Genomic DNA, 17,844 nt, shown 5'->3' on the forward strand with positions numbered 1-17,844 from the left:
AATTTATATCCAGTCCATGATGGTAAAAACCATCATAAACTAGACATTTTTATTGGTGAGAATATAGACACTTTAAATGGTTTCTAACAATTTCATATCGTATAACAGCCATTATGTTAAATGAGGCAGATTTATTGAATCAAATATTAACTAAACTAATCATCATCAAAAGGGCTTTCAGCACCAAAACTATTTATACAAGCTTTGGATGTATATAGAAGCCCACCTCCTGAAGAATGAATGCTGACCAAGAAGTCTTTTGTTTCGAAAATTTCAGGAGGGGGTATAAGGTATATTTTTTCTTGAACTACAAATCTGTAGACTAAGTTAAGTAAAAAAAGTGCGCTAGCTGAGTCTAATAGATTTTTTAAGTTCGCGAGATTTCTATTAATCTCACGATCATGCTTAATTTTATTATGGTGATTCCACCATAAAATTGTTTCATCGCTATCTATCTTATCAAATGGAGTGAATTTTAAAGATGTATATTTAATTTTTACGTCAGAATTTAAGAGAGATAGACTTTGTAGTTGTGTTTCATCTTTATAGTATTCACGAAAATCTCTAGAGTTGAATGAATTACCAATATTAGATGTACAAGCTTTAAAAAATTGCTTCAATTTCTGAACAAATTGTAAGATACAAATTCATTATTTCTATAGAAAAAGTTTCATTGTTTCTAATGTCAAAATCTAAGTGAGTACTAAATTCTTTTAGTTTTTTTTCTATATGTAGAAATCTATTCCAGAAGTTATCATGCATATGTATCCCCCTAAAGATAGTATCCAAAATTGAAAAAAACTTTAACAATGATAACTTAAACTAAGATAATGGATGTTATACAAAGTTTCTTAACTTGTTCATGTAATTCATATTCTTAACTTGAAATGAACAACCCAAATATGATCATTTGAACTTTTTTACAATTTCTATGTTTTGAGATCGCTTATCGATCAATTTTCCACAGCTTTGTGTATATAAATTAATTTAGCTCAGTTGTAATTATTTGAGCTAAAAATAGGGTATTTATTTCATTCATCAGTTGCTAGTAACAAATAATTCCAAAAAAACCGAGTTATTGAACTCGGTCTTATTTATTAATATGCAACGTATCAAGGCACTAGAATTTTCAATTCACGTAAAATTTTACACAATTGAATCATCGGCATGCCCATCAACGTGGTTTGGTCTTGCCCAATCATTTCTTCAAATAAGCTGATGCCCAAACTTTCGCATTTGAAACTTCCAGCACACTGTAAAGGTTGTTCAAGTGCGACATAACGCTGAATTTCTTCCAGATTCAAATGCCTAAATTTGACCTTATAATGTTCAACAATGGTTTCTTCAAACCCAGATGAAGCGTGTTGAACACTTAATGCCGTACTGAAATAAACAATTTTTCCTGAATTTGCTTGAAGTTGTTTGATTGCTTTTTCAGGAGATAAAGGTTTTCCAATAAATATGTCAGGTGCGCCTTCACGCCAAGCCACCTGATCAGAACCGATAACGATCGCATCTGGATCTTTCTCAGCAAAATATTTTGCTTTTTCATATGCGAGTCGATAGGCAAGATCATCGGCATGGCTTTCCCCACGCGGAGTCTCATCGATATCGGGTGATATTTGTTCAAAATCGATATGTAATCGATTAAGTAGTTCCTTACGTGTTTGACTGCCAGAAGCTAAAATAATTCTTGCTGACGTTGAAGCAACATGATGATTCATTACACTGAGAATTCCATTAAAATGTCGATCGGGACATAAGCAAGTACTGATTGATGACAAGCCTGAAGTTTTAAATTCGGTGCCATATCATTCTGATAAGCTTCAACCCAGCGCGTCACACAAATACACCAGAAATCACCAGGCTTTAAACCGGGAAAACCAACTTCGGGTAGTGGTGTTGTCAAATCATTCCCAATTCGTTGCGAGAAACTTAAGAATTCAGACGTCATTTCGGCACAGACTGTATGTTGACCTAAATCAGAGGGTGCAGTGTGGCAAAAACCATTTCTGAAATATCCTGTAATAGGATCAAAACAACAACTGGCGAGCGGTTCGCCGAAAACATTTAAACGATTAATACTTGGATCTGGATGGATAGACATAGCAACACTTTGTGGTTCGACTCCATCTATCATAATCAAATCTAAAGATTTCTACAGCTTTTCTGAAATTTTACTCACCTTTTTTAGCATAATCATTTAGAATCTATGCGGTTTTGATATCTATAAAGTGAGCTATACATGAACTTTCAGCGTATGACTGACCTCGATTTAGCAGGTAAACGTGTTCTGATCCGTGAAGACTTAAACGTTCCTGTTAAAAATGGTGTGATTACGAGTGATGCACGTTTACGCGCTGCATTACCAACAATTAAAGCCGCTCTTGAAAAAGGCGCAGCAGTAATGGTTTATTCTCACCTTGGTCGTCCAGTTGAAGGTGAGCCTAAAGCTGAACAATCACTTGCACCTGTTGCTGCCTACTTAACTGAAGCATTGGGTCAAGAAGTTAAATTACTCACTGAATATTTGGATGGTGTTGAAGTTGCGCCAGGCCAAGTTGTGTTACTAGAAAACTGTCGCTTTAACACAGGCGAAAAGAAAAATAATCCAGAGTTAGCAGCAAAATATGCAGCACTTTGTGATGTGTTTGTTATGGATGCATTTGGTACTGCACATCGTGCAGAAGCATCGACAGAAGGTGTGGCTCGTCTTGCTAAAGTTGCAGCAGCAGGTCCATTACTTGCCGCTGAATTAGACGCACTCGGTCGTGCGCTTCAGACGCCTGAAAAACCAATGGTTGCTATCGTAGCGGGTTCAAAAGTATCGACTAAACTGGATGTTTTAACATCGTTATCAGATATTTGTGATCAGCTCATTGTCGGTGGCGGTATTGCGAATACATTCTTAGCAGCTGCGGGCTATAACGTTGGTAAATCACTTTGTGAAAATGACTTAATCGATACAGCTAAAGCAATTGCTGCGAAAGTATCGGTTCCATTGCCAACAGATGTTGTTGTTGCTGACGCATCAGAAATTAACTTTGATGACTTCCTTGGCTCATTAGCGGCAGCAAAAGCCGTAGTGAAAAAAGTTGAAGATGTTGCTGACAATGACATGATTCTTGATGTTGGTCCAGAAACAGCTCAAGCATTTGCTGAAATTTTAAAAACTTCAAAAACAATCCTTTGGAATGGTCCAGTAGGCGTATTTGAGGTTGATCAATTTGGTGAGGGCACGAAAGCGCTATCTTTAGCGATTGCAGAATCTGAAGGTTTCTCTATCGCCGGTGGTGGTGATACTTTAGCTGCGATTGATAAGTATGAAGTTGCTGACAAAATTGGTTATATCTCAACGGGTGGTGGTGCTTTCCTTGAATTTGTAGAAGGCAAGACATTACCAGCAGTCGCTGTTCTACTTGAACGCGCTTAATTGGATTTAAGAAAAAAGACCTTCTAAGAAGGTCTTTTTTTATGACTAATTTTCGTCATGAAAATGAAATAATTTTGAAATATTATGATCATAATCTGATTTATCATGCGGAATAACATCATGAAATTACAATTAGGCGTAATTGCACTATTGACTGCTACTCTTGCAATGACGGCTTGTTCTAAACAAGAAAGTGCACCAGCGGCAGATCAAACATCAACATCAGAAGTTGCTGTTGAAGCATCAGATATTAGTGCTGAACAACAAGCGGCTATCGATGCTATTGATCAGCCATTACAAGATGAAAATAATACTGATGTTCCTGAAGAAGTTGCAAATGCACCTGCTGATCAAGCAACGGCGGAGTGATTTTCTACTTCAATAAGTATTAAATTGAAAATCTCCCTGCAATTGCAGGGATTTTTTATGAAATACTGTCAATTGTTGCTGAATTGAAACACAGGTCAGGTTAGAATATGGAGCATTACCTGGGAGGAAATTATGGCTCTTATTTCAATGCGCCAGCTCTTGGATCACGCCGCAGAACATAGTTACGGCGTACCAGCGTTTAACGTAAACAACTTAGAACAAATGCGCGCGATTATGTTAGCCGCAGATGAAACAAATTCACCTGTTATTGTTCAAGCATCTGCTGGTGCTCGTAAATATGCTGGTGCTCCATTCTTACGCCATCTTATTTTGGCTGCAATCGAAGAATGGCCACACATTCCAGTTGTGATGCACCAAGACCATGGTACTGATCCTGACGTTTGCCAACGCTCAATCCAATTGGGCTTTTCATCTGTAATGATGGATGGTTCATTAGCTGCAGATGGTAAAACACCAACAACTTATGATTACAACGTAGATGTAACTCGTCGTGTTGTTCAAATGGCACATGCGTGTGGTGTATCTGTAGAAGGTGAGATTGGTTGCCTAGGTAGCCTTGAAACTGGTTTGGCTGGTGAAGAGGATGGTGTTGGCGCTGAAGGCGTTCTAGATCATTCACAACTCCTTACTTCGGTTGAGGAAGCGACTCAATTTGTCGCTGATACTAACGTTGATGCGTTAGCAATTGCGGTTGGTACTTCACACGGCGCTTATAAATTTACGCGTCCACCTACAGGTGATATTTTAGCGATTGATCGTATTAAAGAGATCCACGCTGCACTTCCAAATACTCATCTTGTAATGCATGGTTCAAGTTCAGTTCCACAAGAATGGTTAGCGATTATTAACCAATACGGTGGTGACATCAAAGAAACTTACGGTGTTCCTGTTGAGCAGTTGGTTGAAGCAATTAAACACGGTGTACGTAAAATCAATATCGACACTGACTTACGTTTAGCTTCAACAGGTGCTATGCGTCGTATGATGGCTGAAAAACCAAGCGAATTTGATCCACGTAAATTCTTTGCTCAAACTGTTGAAGCAATGAAGCAAATCTGTGTAGATCGTTATACTGCATTTGGTACAGCAGGTCATGCTGACAAGATTCGCCCTATTTCTTTAGAGAAAATGGTAGATCGTTATAAATAATTAATAAAATTATTTATAATTTTAAAAAGCCCACAGTGATTGTGGGCTTTTTCTTGAATAAAAAACAAGAGCAAATTATGGAACTGATTTTTTCAGCAGCTTTATGCAGCGTACTAGTATCGATTTTATTGAAGTTTAGTAAGTCTCGTGGATTTGATGTCATGCAAATGATTGCATGGAATTATGCTATCGCCACGATACTCTGTTTTTTTTGGTTTAAGCCAGACCTCAACCAAATATCATTAACCTCCACACCTTGGTGGCTTATTGGGTTGTTGGGGATAGCATTACCCTCAATATTCTTGCTGCTCTCCAAATCACTTGATCAAGCTGGAATTATTAGAACTGAAATCGCGCAAAGATTATCCGTTGTTCTTTCATTGTTGGCAGCCTATTTTCTTTTCCAAGAAAAATTTAGCACCCTGAAATTGATTGGTATTGCATTGGGTTTGAGTGCAATTGTTTTGATCATTTTTTCTAAAACATCGAAACCAACATTGCAAACAAAAAAAGCAGGAATGTATTTGCTCGCAGTTTGGCTTGGCTATGCACTCGTAGATGTTCTGTTAAAATACAGTACAAGTTTAGGGTTAAAATTTGCAGTCAGTTTAAACTTGATGTTTGTGTTTGCTTTCATTATTTCCATGGGATATTTGTCCCTGCGTCAAACATCATGGACAGTGCAAAATTTTCTTGCTGGACTAAGTTTAGGTGTATTGAATTTTGCCAATATTGCACTTTATGTGAAAGCACATATGTTGTTAAAGGATTCACCTGCAATCGTATTCGCTGGTATGAATATTCTAGTCGTAGTGTTAGGTGTGATCGCAGGTATATTAGTTTTTAAAGAAAAAATAACCCTAAAAAACAGCTTAGGTATTCTGTTAGCGATCACAGGAGTGTTGTGTTTAGCATTCGCAATTTAACTGTGAACTTGCATACACTCTGTTTAATCATATAGTCGATAGATTCCACTAAAGCGCTCACAGCCTGTTTGCTCAGTTGAGACAATCAGTAATGATTTTTGATATTTGAGTTTGTACTGACAATCATGCTCATTATCAATAATTTCGTGTTTGCTTTGAGTGGTTGTATAAGCCAATAATGGGATGGTCTGGGTTTCTATGCGATTGTTAGGGCTACGATAAGCAATACCTTCAATTTTAACGCGATCCTTGCTTAATTGATGAATCTTAAGGTGTACAGGTTGCGCTGCAATTTTACCTTGTTCAAACTTAATGTAATGTTGAGTGAGCGTTTGATTCATCGACATGTAAAAGTTTAAATCATCAATGCGTTGATTGATTTGTGATGACACACAATTTTTATTTTTACACTGCTGCAGTCGATTCAGCCAAAGCTGTTGTGTATCTTGAATTAATCGAGTTGGTGCATCGGTAACTAAGTAGGATGTTAAAAAGCGTTCATTCAATTCACCTCTCAAAGATGAAAAATCAACAGCACAAATCATGGAATTTTTAAAACTTGATTGAGGCTTATCACATTGAATAAGTTGTGCCTGTGCGACAGAAACACTGCTTAATCCAATGAAAAAGATAGAAATTAAAGGTTTCATCCAACTTGATACGCTTTTTGACAACATCATCGCTTATACTTTCAAATGTTTGCGCATCTACTATAGCGAACAAGAATCAAAGAATACAAGATTTCATTTTCAAAAACTGTGTAAAGGAGTTCAATGTGAGCTTAGCTATTCGTATAGGTCAAGGTATTGATGTTCATGCTTTTGAGGAAGGCGATTATGTCACATTGGCTGGTATTCGTATTCCGCATACACATGGTTTGAAAGCACACTCTGATGGAGATGTAGTTTTACATGCACTTTGTGATGCATTGTTGGGTGCTTTAGCGCTCGGTGATATTGGACAGCACTTTCCAGATACTGATGAACAGTTCAAAGGCGCGGACAGTAAGGTTTTATTAAAGCATGTTTATCAGTTGATATTGGATCGTGGTTATCAACTGAATAACGCGGATATTACAGTGGCTTGTGAGCGTCCAAAATTAGCGAAACATAATTTAGATATGCGTCAAAGTATTGCAGATGTACTTGATGTGGATATCAATCAGATTAGTATTAAAGCCACTACCACTGAAAAATTAGGGTTTACTGGTCGTCAGGAAGGAATCCTGTCTACAGCTACCGTATTAATTAGTCATCAATGAGCAATTTCGATCATTCAAAGTTTTGCGCTTTCATCAAAGAGGCTTGCAGTTCTTGAGTAGCTTTACGTCCTTGCAACTGTAAGCCGACCGCGTGCATTAAGCCAGTCCAAGTGTTGTTGGGTTCCCATACTTGGTGTAATAGCTCATGTGCAGTAGGTAAATCCATATTCATATAATGTAGTCGGTACAGATAGATTAATGAACTACATTGATGATTTTCGGTGCAATGTATCCAGACCATTTTCTCTTTAACGAGATGGTCGATCAGATCGAGCACAAATAAACATTGATCGTCATGTGGAAATTCTGGATCAATAGGGACTTGGATGTAGTTAAGACCAATTTCAGCACTTAAGCGATCCTCATGATTTAAGTTCGGTGTAGCATCATTAAAAGCGAGATTAATGATAGTATCGATACCATAAGCTTTAATCGATTTAAGTTGTTCTTCGTCTGGCTGACCTGAGCTAAACAAATGCTCATGAACAAATTGAAAATGGGGGATTGAGCTAAGTTCTTTTTCGAGTTGATCCATGATTTAACCTTATAAAAAAACGCCATCGTGTGATGGCGTTTTATCTGATTAACGTTGTGGTAGAACGTCTTTCAAAGCTGCATCCATTTCCAACAAAACTTTTTCAGTTGTTTCCCAATCGATGCATCCATCTGTAACAGACTTACCATACTCTAAATCGCAAAGATTTGCAGGAATATCTTGACGGCCACCTTTTAAATGACTTTCAACCATAATACCTACGATCGATTTATTGCCATCTAAAATTTGTTCAGTGATATTTTTTAGAACCAATGGCTGAAGGTATGGGTCTTTATTAGAATTGGCATGACTCGCATCAATCATGATCTTGTTGCTTACTTTTGCTTTCGCCAATGCATTTTCAGCTTCTGCTACAGAGCCAGCATCATAATTCGGTTTGCCATTACCACCACGCAACACGACATGGGCATATTGGTTGCCTTTAGTACGAATGACCGAAACTTGACCTTGGTCATTTAAGCCAAGGAAACTATGGCCATGTTTTACAGATTGCATCGCATTGGTCGCAACAGTGAGACCACCATCCGTACCATTTTTAAAGCCGACTGGAGATGATAAACCTGAAGACATCTCTCGGTGTGTTTGGCTCTCTGTTGTACGTGCACCGATTGCTGACCAAGAAATTAAGTCTTGGTAGTACTGTGGAGAGTTTGGATCAAGCGCTTCAGTTGCGCATGGCAAACCTTTTTCATTGAGTTCAAGCAATAATTTACGACCTAAACGTAAACCTTTTTCAATGTTGAAAGAGTCATTCATGTCAGGGTCATTAATTAAGCCTTTCCAACCCACTGTTGTACGAGGCTTCTCGAAATACACGCGCATGATGATATAAAGCGTGTCTTTCACTTTTTCGCTTAAAACTTTTAAACGATCAGCATAATCATGAGCTGCTGCAGGATCGTGAATAGAGCACGGTCCAATGACTACGAATAAACGTTTGTCGTTGCCATCTAAGATATTACGTACAGTTTCACGACCTTTTAGGACTGTTTGGTATGCATTATCAGTTAACGGTAATTCTGTTTTTAATTCAGCAGGAGTAACAAGAGGCTGAATGCTTTGTACATTCACGTCATCAATGTCGTTTTGGGTGATAGAATTTGACTGTAAAGTATTCATTGCCGTCACTGGTTCGTTTTTACAAGAAAATGTTCAATCTATTGAATATAGCATGATTCAGTAGATCATTTGTTATCAAAAAGTTGAATGGATTTAATAAAAAAAAGTAATGAAATTGTCTTTTTGGTATTAATCAGAGTTTCTACTTGTATTGTATAGAATGATTTAATTTTTGAAAATTATTAAATTTAATAAATCATTTAATTTCACCTCAGTGAAATATACAGCTTCACTGAGGTTATAGTTTGAACATGATATTAAATTAAGACTGGGCTTGAGTTGAGGATTCAATAACTGCCTCAGGTGCGGTCACAGGTTTTGCTTTGACTGGATTAAGCATGAAGTTAACACCAATGGCAAATAAGGTGATACCCAGTACCTTGCGAATAATTTTTTCTGGTAAATGGGAGCTCACCAACGTACCAACGATGATTGCAGGAATCGATCCGACTAAAAGCCACATTAATAAATTGAAATCAACATTTCCTGAATTCATATGCCCCATACCTGCCACGAGCGTCAGTAAAACTGCATGGACAACATCAGAACCAATAATTCTAATCATAGGTAAATTAGGGAACATGATGATCAGCGCCATAATGCCGAATGCACCCGCGCCAACTGAAGATAAGGTCACAAAAATACCCAGTACAATACCCATTAAAGCTATATATAAACGCTTCTGCTTTAATTTTTCTCGAGTTAATTCAACTTCCTGTTCAGTAACTTCTTTGGAAAATTTTTTGAAGAATTTTTCTACCTGTGTACGGAATACAATTGAAATACCAGTAATGGTCAGCATAAAGCCTAAGACCATCGTGAGAATGGCTTTGTAATGTGTGGATTGACTCAAATAGTTGTCTAAAACCCAAGTTGTGGCTAAAGAGGCTGGAATACTTCCGATCGCGAGCCAAATGACGATAGGCCAAACAATATTAAGTTTTTTTGCATGTACAAAAGAGCCGCAAAACTTAGAAATCGCGGCATAAAGTAGATCTGTACCAATCGCAATATGTGGTTCAATTTTAAATAAACCAATCAAGATAGGGGTCATAAGTGAGCCACCACCCACGCCAGTGACCCCTACACAGAAACCAACTAAAACACCTGCTAAAATATATTCAATAGAACCGTACATCGTTTGTGCTACTTATCAGAAAACCGGCATATCTTATGATTTTTGAATATAAGCTGTTGTCTTGATTATTCATTTACTTATTCAAAAATAAGATAAAGCATTGCTAAGTTAAGATATTTCAAGAACTCAATCTGTTATGAGCTGCTTATGTTAAGATACTTGTAGAGCATGAGAGAGGATATTCATTTGCAAAATCGAAAACTTAAAATTGGCATTGTGGTTGGTGAAGTTTCAGGTGATACCTTAGGCGCCAAATTAATACGTCGTTTTCGAGAGCAGGGAATTGATGCTGAATTTGAAGGAATTGGCGGTCCTCAAATGATTGCAGAGGGTTTTAAAAGCTATTATGCGATGGATATTCTATCGGTGATGGGAATTGTTGAAGTATTAAAAGATATTAAAAAACTTTTTGCGGTTCGAGATGGCTTGGTTGATCAATGGACTAAACAACCTATTGATATTTTTATAGGGATAGACGCACCAGATTTTAACTTGCGCTTAGCAAAAAAAATAAAGCAAAAATCGTTGCCAATTAAGACGGTTCAATATGTGAGTCCTTCGGTTTGGGCATGGCGTCAAGGTCGTGTTCATGGTATCAAAGCCACAATTGACTTGGTGCTTTGTCTATTCCCATTCGAAAAAACTTTTTATGATCGATTTAATGTGCCAGCGGTATTCGTTGGACATCCTCTCGCCAATCAACTACCGTTGGAAAATCCTATGCTCGATGCAAAGCAGGCGCTTGGTTTAAATCCTGCACAAAAACATATCGCGTTACTGCCTGGAAGTCGTCGTGGTGAAATTGATAAGTTAGGGCCGCTTGTATTAGATGCAGCGAAGATTGTCCATGAAAAATATCCCGAGTATCAATTTTTAATTCCAGCCATCAATGATGCTCGTAAACAACAAATTGAGCAGATCCTAATAGGTTACCCAGATAGGTTCAGAGATAATATCAAGTTAATGGAAAATATTGACGCGGAATCTAAAATAGGTCGGATGGTCATGGATGCCAGTGATATTGTGGCGTTGGCATCGGGTACAGCAACACTTGAGGCGATGTTATTGCATCGTCCGATGGTGACTTTTTATAAATTAAACAGTTTGACCTACTGGATTGCGAAACTTTTAGTAAAAATTCCTTATTATTCTTTACCTAATATTATTGCAGGAAAAAAAGTAATTCAGGAGTTAATCCAGAATGATGCAACTCCAGAAAACTTAGCACATGAGATTGAGTTGTTGATGAATATCGAAAACTCAAAAATACAATCTATGCAATTGTTGACGATGCACAAGCAATTATTGTCGGATCAAAATGAAGATCCAGTGCACGCAATTCTATCTATCCTTTAAAAAAAAGCCTCATATTGAGGCTTTATTGATTTTGCATTATGAATCAGCACGAATTTTTAATTCATAACCCGTATATTTGCGTATATTGATTACACCTGTGTCCATAATCAGATATTGTCCTTTGATACCGTGCAGTTTTCCACGTATGACTGGCGTTTTGTCTAAGTTATGCGATTTAATTTTTTCAGGATATTGATCGACAGGATAAATGAATTCACGAGGAAGTTCGTTTTCTAAAATTTCTACATTTTCATTGAAATCTAGGCTCATGCTGAACTCATCTCGAATGGTTTCAATTTGAGGTTCAAACTCCGTGAGCAATTCATCTCTGATCTCTAACAAATTTACCTTTTCCGCTTCACCTTTCAGCAATTTTCTCCAGTCTGTTTTATCAGCGACTTGCGCACCAAACATGACTTCAAGTTGTCCTGATAACCGACGAGAGCCCACTTTCATAATAGGTAAAGCTTGGGTAGCCCCTTGATCTAGCCAACGTGTTGGCATTTGACCTAAACGGGTAATGCCAACCTTTAATGCACTTGAATTGGCAAGATAGACAATATGGGGTTGAAAGCATACTTCTTGAGCAAAGCTTTCTTCACGACAAGTCCCTAAATGGTAATGGCATGTTTCTGGCTTCATAATACACATATCACAGGCTGCTTTCGTTTTCATGCATTTAAAGCAGTGACCTTGGGAGTATGATTTTGGTGTTTTATTCCCACAGGAAACACAGTAAATTTTGCCGGTCCATTCAATTTCAATTTCTTGACCTAAGTTGAACGGGAGATTGATTTCTGAACGATCTAAAATAAATTTATATTCAACATTTGCCTGTTGTGTTTGTTGTTCAGTTACACTTAGGTTGGTTAAACCAGCGTGCATTTTATGACAAATGCCCTGTAATTCCATGCTTTAATCTCACTCAAATAAGGTACAGCTCATGGCTGAGAAAAATGTCATCACGTCAATGCTAGACGATTTATCTAAAGAACAGCCAATTCAAACTGCCGTATGTCTTGGTCAGGATCTCAGCCAAGACTATGCTAAAACAATCCAATGGAATCATTTTAACGTAACTGAATTTTTAATGCTTCCTTTTCAGCAACGCTATGATCTAGGTGTTGTGATTTTAAATAATGAACAGATGGATACACTATTAACCCATCATAAATCACAAATGCTGGTAAAACTGCGTGATTTAATGGCAAAAAGAATCGTCGTGTTAAGTCATATTGCAGATGAACAATTATTAAGAAGTCTGGGATTCACGCAGCTCATTGAGCAAAAAAATACAGAGCAAGATTTCGCCTTATGGCAATTCAATATTTTGAATTATAAGCATGTGCCAGATTGGTTTAATTCTAAGTTTTGGGCTAATCCAGAAAATTGGAATAAGTTTCGATGGTAATGGCAAGCTTTGAGTTTATCAAAACACAACAATTTCAATGTACAAAGCCATGTTTTTAACGATATGCTGATCAATGAAAATAAGAATGTAAAGGTGTCTTGATGACAAATTTAAGTAATATCGTTGAAGTTTTAGCGAAACAGGCTTTAGGCGGTAATCCACAATCTAATCAATCGGGATTGGGTGGTGTACTTGGTTCGGTACTCGGGAGTTTAACGGGACAAAATAATCAGACCAATCAAAACCAACAACAAGGTGGATTGGGAGGGATTTTGGGATCTGTACTTGGTGGTTTATCGGGTAGTCAATCTGGTGGTGTAGGCAAATCATCAGGTCTAAACGCTCAAACCTTATTAATCGCAGTGGTTCCTTTAATTCTTAATTGGATTCAAAAAAATGGCGGTTTGCAAGGTGCGCTTGATCAACTGAAAGGTCAGGGTCTGACGAGTCAAGTGGATGATTGGGTTTCAACTGGTCCTGGCGAAAATGCCAATGTCAGCACGCAACAAGTTCAAAATTTATTTGATCAGCAAGATGTAGATCAAGTTGCACAAGAAGCGCAAGTTTCTAAACAGGATGTATACAGTGCGATTTCTTCAGTCTTACCACAAATTATTGATTCGCTTACACCTCAAGCAAATAAGACCGATCCACAAGAAGCGAATTCAGATATACAAAATGTGTTGAATCTTGTATCAGGTTTTTTAAAGAAATAAAGTGAAATTAATTTGAGTTAAAAGCCGGATGTGACATACATTCGGCTTTTTTTATGCAATCGATCAAAGTATGTATGTGGAATAGAATTTAAACGATTGATATATTTCATAAAGAAGCATAGGACATGCTGAATAAAACAAAAATCATTGAGGGAGAAATTCATGATCCGTAAGGAGCATTTAATCACTGCTTCGTTGTCCTCGATTAAGGCAACCTATCAACAACTTTCATCCGCGCCACTTGTCATGAGACAAGGAGAATATAAGGCTCAGTTTATTGGTCCTTGGTGGTTAAGAGTGTCTGCAGCACCGAGTTTATTTTTAAGTGGATTGGGGGGATGGTTTGGGAAAAAATTCATCAATCAAAATTTAGTCACTAATATTTTACTCAATCGCGGGCAGAGAAGTGAAAAGCTTCAAATGGAGTGTCTAGAAGAGGCGTCTTTGATTGATGGAAAACAAACGATCGCCTTGTATTATGGCAAGACAGCACCAATTCCATGGCGTTGGGTGGTTGATGAGTTAAGACAGCTTGATGAACATACGATGTTGTGTATGACTATCATTAATCTTCCTTTTTTAAAGCATTTTTCATTTCCATTTATTCTAAGTCGTGATGTATGAAATCAAAATTTGAATATGATGTCATTATTGTAGGTTCAGGCTTTGGTGGAAGTGTATCTGCGCTAAGATTGTCTGAGCTTGGATTAAAAGTAGCTGTGCTAGAGCAGGGAAGAAGGCTCACTGAAGATGATTTACAACGAGCAAGTCGGAGTTCTAAATACTTAAATTGGGCACCGACGTTAGGGATGAAGGGTTTTCTTGCACAAGACGTATTCCAACATATGGGTGTGGTTCGAGGGGTTGCCGTTGGTGGTGGCAGTGTTATTTATGCTGCTGTGTTGTTAAAACCAGGTCAAAAGTTTTATCGTGATCCAACTTGGAGTCATTTGTCAGAAGACTGGGAGAGGGAATTACAACCGCACTATCAGATGGCTCAGTCCATGCTAGGTGTAAGTTTAAATCCATATAAAGGTCAGCAAGATGAGTGGTTAAAACAAACAGCAGAAAAAATGGGTTCTGGAGATAGTTTCGACACCGTACCACAGGGAATTTACTTTGGAGATCCTCATCAATGGGTGAGTGATCCGCTATTGAATGGTCAAGGTCCCGAACGAATAGGTTGTAATCAGTGCGGAAATTGTATAACGGGGTGTGCGCAGGGTGCGAAGAATAGTTTGGATAAAAACTATTTATATCTTGCAGAGAACAATGGAGTTGAGATTATTCCAGAAACCAAAGTGACTCATCTTTCACATGTTGATGGAAAATATATCATTCATACATATCAGTCATTTAACTCCAAAGAAAAACAAGATTACTCTGCGAAACAGGTCATTCTATCCGCAGGTGTTATAGGAACCGTTGAAATTCTGTTTGCTTCAAGAGAAGTGTACAAAACCTTACCGAATATTTCTGGTCAGTTAGGTGAGCATATTCGAACCAATAGTGAGGCGATTGTTGCAATCTCTAATAATGATAAAACAATAGATTTAACGAGAGGGACGACCATTTCCAGTCATTTTCATGCAGATGACAAAACACATATTACTCAGAATCGATTTCCAGCAAGTTATGAGTTTATGAAGTTTTATATGGGACCACTGGTCAATGGCGATCAACCTGTAAAACGTGCACTCCATGTTTTAAAGCATTTTTTTCTGCACCCCTTTGTTTCAACTCGATCATGGCGTTCTCAAAACTGGCATAAACGTGTCACTGTATTAACCGTCATGCAACAGGCAGACAATCAAATACGATTTGTATATGGACGTACTGCACTCAGAGGTTTTAGGCGTTTTTTGAAAACGCAGGTTTCAGTTGGAGAAAGAGCGCCGTCTTTTATACCGCTAGCAAATGAAGCTGCAGAAAAATTTGCTGAAGTAAGTGGTGGTCAAGCACAGAATAATATATTGGAAAGTATGGGGCACTTATCTGTTACAGCGCATATATTGGGTGGTGCAGTTATGGCTGAAGATTCCTCTAAAGGTGTGATTGACTCTAATCATCAGGTTTTTGGCTATCAAGGCTTATATGTGGTAGATGGGAGTGCGATTCCTGTGAATGTTGGTGTTAATCCGAGTTTGACCATTACGGCATTAGCTGAGCGATTTGCAGAAAAATATAAAATTAGTCATTTCGATAAAGTGTCATAAATCCACCATCATAATGTCATATCTTCGTTGAATACTCTTGGTTTAAAAAAAGGAGTATTCAAATGAAGAACAAGATAAAAATAACAGGTCTTCTATTAACGACATCGTTATTGCTAAGTAGTTGTGGTGGAGATGACCAAAAATCTAATCCTAATATTACACAACCCTCAGAGTTGAAAATTCTTCATATTAATGACCATCACTCCCATTTAGATGGTGAAGAGCTTAGCTTTAATTTCGATTTAGGTCATGGTGAAGAACAACTAGTCGTTTCGCGTGGTGGATTTTCTCGTGTAGCAACATTTATGAATCTAATGGCAGAAAATCATCAGAATGTAGTGAAAATTCATGCTGGTGATGCGATAACAGGAGATCTGTATTACAACCTCTCAAATGGTAAAGCTGATGCTGAAATGATGAATACAGTGTGTTTTGATACTTTCACCTTGGGAAATCATGAATTTGATGCAAAAGATCAAGGCTTAAAAGATTTTATTGGTTTTTTAGACGAAGGGCAGTGTAAAGAGCGAACAGAGATTCTTTCTGCAAATGTTGAATTTGGGGTGAGTTCACCTATATATCAGACAGATCGGATTCAAAAATCTATTGTTCTTGAGCGGGATGGGGAAAAATATGGGGTTGTGGGGCTCACCATTGCATCAAAAACTAAAAACTCCTCTCAACCAAATCAAGACACATTATTCCGAGATGAAATTACAGTAGCTCAAAATGAGATTAATCAACTCAAAAAACAGGGAATTAAAAAAATTATTTTACAAACACATGTAGGCTATGAACTAGATCAAAAATTAGCACAAGAACTTACGGATGTGGATGTGATTATTGGAGGCGACTCCCACACATTGTTTGGACCTCATATATTAGAAAAGTATGGTATGTCTCCTGTCGCTGCCTACCCATTACAACTGAAAAATAAAAATGGCGAAACTGTTTGTGTTGCTCAAGCATGGCAATACAGTTATGTGGTTGGTGAGCTTAACGTAAAATTTGATGCAGATGGTGCGGTTAAAAGTTGTGTGGGCACACCGCATGTATTAATTGGCGATGATTTTAAACGTAAGCAAAATAATGAAAGAGTCAGTGATCAAGAAAAAAAATATATAGAACATCAATTCGAAAAAGAACAAGCACCTTTTTCTATTGTTAAAGAAGATCAAAGTATTTTGAGTGTCTTAGAGCCCTATAAGCAATCTAAAAAATTATTTGCAGCCAAAGTTGTTGGGCAGGCAGTTGATAATTTATGTTCAAGACGTGTGCCGGGAACTCAATTTGATCGCTCACGATCATCTTTAGGTGATGTGTGTAATTTGAATGCGCATGTCGATGCCCATGGTGGTGATATTCAACAAATGGTTGCCGAAGCATTTCTTAAACAAGGCAAAGAATATTTTAATGCTGATATTTCATTTCAAAATGCAGGTGGAGTAAGAGTTGATTTGGCGAAAGGAAATATCACTGTAGCAGATATCTACCAAGTCTTACCTTTCAAAAATACGCTCGTTCAATTGAATATGACTGGTCAAGAAATTAAAGATACGCTTGAAGATGCCATTTCAGGCGTGATTGAACAAAAAAATACTGGAAGTTATCCATATACGGCTGGATTAACTTGGCAAGTTGATATGACGCAGCCTAATGGAAAGCGTATTACAAATATTCAAGTCAGAAATAGGTCTGACCAGCTTGTGCCATTAGATTTAAATCAGTTATATAAAATTGTAACCATCAATTTTTTAGCTGATGGGGCTGATTACTATCATACATTGAAAAAAATTACAGGTGATCGTCGAATAGATGTTGGATTGGACTATGCAGAAGCATTCTTAAATTACTTAAATTCAATAGATGGTCATCAAGAAATAAAAACAATTCGAAAATTACCTACTTCATATTATAGTACTCAAAAATACATAGAATAAGATTTAGAGCTTTTTGATCTGAAAAACCTCAATTTAATTGGGGTTTTTTAATTTAATTAATCGTTTTTGTGTATTTTTTAGTGTAAAAAACATAAATTTGCTTAAAAAATAAACATGCATGAGTTTTTGTTTAAATAAGGGGTTGCAATGATTTCGAAATGCTCTAGAATGCACCCCATACCGACGAGATACACGGAAACGAGCGAAGCAGGTTGCTGAGTTGTTAAGTGTTT

General features: G+C 37.4%; 19 protein-coding genes. 11 read left to right on the plus strand and 8 right to left on the minus strand.

Annotated elements, in window-relative coordinates:
- Positions 1–155: 155 nt before the first annotated feature.
- The 3 genes from AC1M9L_RS14175 to AC1M9L_RS14185 form a co-directional block, all read right to left on the minus strand.
- On the minus strand, positions 156–620 hold the full coding sequence (locus tag AC1M9L_RS14175; RefSeq protein WP_481592479.1) for a hypothetical protein: 465 nt from the start codon (positions 618–620) through the stop codon (positions 156–158).
- Positions 621–1,112: 492 nt separating this feature from the next.
- Positions 1,113–1,724, minus strand: coding sequence for a Maf family protein (locus AC1M9L_RS14180; protein ID WP_481592480.1), 612 nt, complete (start codon positions 1,722–1,724; stop codon positions 1,113–1,115).
- Positions 1,724–2,107, minus strand: a complete 384-nt coding sequence (locus tag AC1M9L_RS14185; protein WP_035269188.1) for a DUF2237 family protein — start codon at positions 2,105–2,107, stop codon at positions 1,724–1,726. Before AC1M9L_RS14185 ends, AC1M9L_RS14180 begins: the two co-directional genes overlap by 1 nt.
- Before the next feature lie 138 nt (positions 2,108–2,245).
- Between AC1M9L_RS14185 and AC1M9L_RS14190 the strand changes: the two genes are divergently transcribed.
- From AC1M9L_RS14190 to AC1M9L_RS14205, 4 genes are all read left to right on the plus strand, one after another.
- Positions 2,246–3,433, plus strand: a complete 1,188-nt coding sequence (locus AC1M9L_RS14190) for a phosphoglycerate kinase (protein WP_035269172.1) — start codon at positions 2,246–2,248, stop codon at positions 3,431–3,433.
- Between the two features lie 120 nt (positions 3,434–3,553).
- Positions 3,554–3,802 carry a hypothetical protein gene (locus tag AC1M9L_RS14195; RefSeq protein ID WP_481592481.1) on the plus strand — a complete coding sequence of 83 codons (249 nt, stop codon included), beginning with the start codon at positions 3,554–3,556 and terminating at the stop codon, positions 3,800–3,802.
- A gap of 132 nt (positions 3,803–3,934) precedes the next feature.
- On the plus strand, positions 3,935–4,972 hold the full coding sequence (gene fba / locus AC1M9L_RS14200) for a class II fructose-bisphosphate aldolase (RefSeq protein ID WP_481592482.1): 1,038 nt from the start codon (positions 3,935–3,937) through the stop codon (positions 4,970–4,972).
- Positions 4,973–5,049: 77 nt separating this feature from the next.
- Positions 5,050–5,898, plus strand: coding sequence for a DMT family transporter (locus AC1M9L_RS14205; RefSeq protein WP_092767820.1), 849 nt, complete (start codon positions 5,050–5,052; stop codon positions 5,896–5,898).
- Positions 5,899–5,921: 23 nt separating this feature from the next.
- Here the strand turns inward: AC1M9L_RS14205 and AC1M9L_RS14210 are convergent, their stop codons facing one another.
- On the minus strand, positions 5,922–6,575 hold the full coding sequence (locus AC1M9L_RS14210; RefSeq protein ID WP_481592491.1) for an A1S_1983 family putative colistin resistance protein: 654 nt from the start codon (positions 6,573–6,575) through the stop codon (positions 5,922–5,924).
- Positions 6,576–6,673: 98 nt separating this feature from the next.
- Here AC1M9L_RS14210 and ispF point away from each other — a divergent pair, with 98 nt between their 5' ends.
- The gene (gene ispF, locus AC1M9L_RS14215; protein WP_092767822.1) at positions 6,674–7,159 is read left to right on the plus strand and encodes a 2-C-methyl-D-erythritol 2,4-cyclodiphosphate synthase; all 486 of its coding nucleotides are present in this window, start codon (positions 6,674–6,676) and stop codon (positions 7,157–7,159) included.
- Positions 7,160–7,169: 10 nt separating this feature from the next.
- On the opposite strand, the gene AC1M9L_RS14220 is transcribed toward ispF, so the two are convergent.
- The 3 genes from AC1M9L_RS14220 to AC1M9L_RS14230 form a co-directional block, all read right to left on the minus strand.
- A complete protein-coding gene (locus AC1M9L_RS14220; RefSeq protein ID WP_481592483.1) occupies positions 7,170–7,694 on the minus strand; it encodes a protein-tyrosine phosphatase family protein in 525 nt (174 codons plus the stop codon).
- Positions 7,695–7,742: 48 nt separating this feature from the next.
- Positions 7,743–8,834 (minus strand): 3-deoxy-7-phosphoheptulonate synthase, encoded by a 1,092-nt coding sequence (locus AC1M9L_RS14225; RefSeq protein ID WP_051586615.1) that lies wholly within the window; start codon positions 8,832–8,834, stop codon positions 7,743–7,745.
- 262 nt (positions 8,835–9,096) lie between these two features.
- Positions 9,097–9,972 carry a sulfite exporter TauE/SafE family protein gene (locus tag AC1M9L_RS14230; RefSeq protein ID WP_481592484.1) on the minus strand — a complete coding sequence of 292 codons (876 nt, stop codon included), beginning with the start codon at positions 9,970–9,972 and terminating at the stop codon, positions 9,097–9,099.
- 186 nt (positions 9,973–10,158) lie between these two features.
- Between AC1M9L_RS14230 and lpxB the strand changes: the two genes are divergently transcribed.
- A complete protein-coding gene (lpxB, locus tag AC1M9L_RS14235; RefSeq protein ID WP_481592485.1) occupies positions 10,159–11,328 on the plus strand; it encodes a lipid-A-disaccharide synthase in 1,170 nt (389 codons plus the stop codon).
- Between the two features lie 36 nt (positions 11,329–11,364).
- Here lpxB and AC1M9L_RS14240 read toward each other — a convergent pair whose 3' ends face one another.
- Positions 11,365–12,240, minus strand: coding sequence for a DUF2797 domain-containing protein (locus AC1M9L_RS14240; protein WP_481587632.1), 876 nt, complete (start codon positions 12,238–12,240; stop codon positions 11,365–11,367).
- Positions 12,241–12,271: 31 nt separating this feature from the next.
- On the opposite strand from AC1M9L_RS14240, the gene AC1M9L_RS14245 reads away from it, so the two are divergent.
- From AC1M9L_RS14245 to AC1M9L_RS14265, 5 genes are all read left to right on the plus strand, one after another.
- Positions 12,272–12,739, plus strand: a complete 468-nt coding sequence (locus AC1M9L_RS14245) for a DUF6231 family protein (RefSeq protein ID WP_481592486.1) — start codon at positions 12,272–12,274, stop codon at positions 12,737–12,739.
- A gap of 101 nt (positions 12,740–12,840) precedes the next feature.
- Positions 12,841–13,455, plus strand: a complete 615-nt coding sequence (locus tag AC1M9L_RS14250) for a YidB family protein (RefSeq protein WP_481592487.1) — start codon at positions 12,841–12,843, stop codon at positions 13,453–13,455.
- Positions 13,456–13,617: 162 nt separating this feature from the next.
- Positions 13,618–14,079: a hypothetical protein gene (locus AC1M9L_RS14255; RefSeq protein WP_481592488.1), complete on the plus strand. Its 462-nt coding sequence runs from the start codon at positions 13,618–13,620 to the stop codon at positions 14,077–14,079.
- On the plus strand, positions 14,076–15,671 hold the full coding sequence (locus tag AC1M9L_RS14260) for an FAD-dependent oxidoreductase (RefSeq protein ID WP_481592489.1): 1,596 nt from the start codon (positions 14,076–14,078) through the stop codon (positions 15,669–15,671). Before AC1M9L_RS14255 ends, AC1M9L_RS14260 begins: the two co-directional genes overlap by 4 nt.
- 62 nt (positions 15,672–15,733) lie before the next feature.
- A complete protein-coding gene (locus tag AC1M9L_RS14265; RefSeq protein WP_481592490.1) occupies positions 15,734–17,611 on the plus strand; it encodes a 5'-nucleotidase C-terminal domain-containing protein in 1,878 nt (625 codons plus the stop codon).
- Positions 17,612–17,844: the final 233 nt, after the last annotated feature.

Source organism: Acinetobacter sp. ANC_7511 (genome assembly GCF_056779975.1).

Excerpts from the sequence above, each read along its gene's own strand:
- AC1M9L_RS14180 (WP_481592480.1), bottom strand. The coding sequence starts at position 1,724 with ATGAATCATCATGTTGCTTCAACGTCAGCAAGAATTATTTTAGCTTCT.
- AC1M9L_RS14185 (WP_035269188.1), bottom strand. The coding sequence starts at position 2,107 with ATGTCTATCCATCCAGATCCAAGTATTAATCGTTTAAATGTTTTCGGC.
- AC1M9L_RS14190 (WP_035269172.1), top strand. The coding sequence starts at position 2,246 with ATGAACTTTCAGCGTATGACTGACCTCGATTTAGCAGGTAAACGTGTT.
- AC1M9L_RS14195 (WP_481592481.1), top strand. The coding sequence starts at position 3,554 with ATGAAATTACAATTAGGCGTAATTGCACTATTGACTGCTACTCTTGCA.
- fba (WP_481592482.1), top strand. The coding sequence starts at position 3,935 with ATGGCTCTTATTTCAATGCGCCAGCTCTTGGATCACGCCGCAGAACAT.
- AC1M9L_RS14205 (WP_092767820.1), top strand. The coding sequence starts at position 5,050 with ATGGAACTGATTTTTTCAGCAGCTTTATGCAGCGTACTAGTATCGATT.
- AC1M9L_RS14210 (WP_481592491.1), bottom strand. The coding sequence starts at position 6,575 with ATGTTGTCAAAAAGCGTATCAAGTTGGATGAAACCTTTAATTTCTATC.
- AC1M9L_RS14220 (WP_481592483.1), bottom strand. The coding sequence starts at position 7,694 with ATGGATCAACTCGAAAAAGAACTTAGCTCAATCCCCCATTTTCAATTT.
- AC1M9L_RS14225 (WP_051586615.1), bottom strand. The coding sequence starts at position 8,834 with ATGAATACTTTACAGTCAAATTCTATCACCCAAAACGACATTGATGAC.
- AC1M9L_RS14230 (WP_481592484.1), bottom strand. The coding sequence starts at position 9,972 with ATGTACGGTTCTATTGAATATATTTTAGCAGGTGTTTTAGTTGGTTTC.
- AC1M9L_RS14240 (WP_481587632.1), bottom strand. The coding sequence starts at position 12,240 with ATGGAATTACAGGGCATTTGTCATAAAATGCACGCTGGTTTAACCAAC.
- AC1M9L_RS14245 (WP_481592486.1), top strand. The coding sequence starts at position 12,272 with ATGGCTGAGAAAAATGTCATCACGTCAATGCTAGACGATTTATCTAAA.
- AC1M9L_RS14250 (WP_481592487.1), top strand. The coding sequence starts at position 12,841 with ATGACAAATTTAAGTAATATCGTTGAAGTTTTAGCGAAACAGGCTTTA.
- AC1M9L_RS14255 (WP_481592488.1), top strand. The coding sequence starts at position 13,618 with ATGATCCGTAAGGAGCATTTAATCACTGCTTCGTTGTCCTCGATTAAG.
- AC1M9L_RS14260 (WP_481592489.1), top strand. The coding sequence starts at position 14,076 with ATGAAATCAAAATTTGAATATGATGTCATTATTGTAGGTTCAGGCTTT.
- AC1M9L_RS14265 (WP_481592490.1), top strand. The coding sequence starts at position 15,734 with ATGAAGAACAAGATAAAAATAACAGGTCTTCTATTAACGACATCGTTA.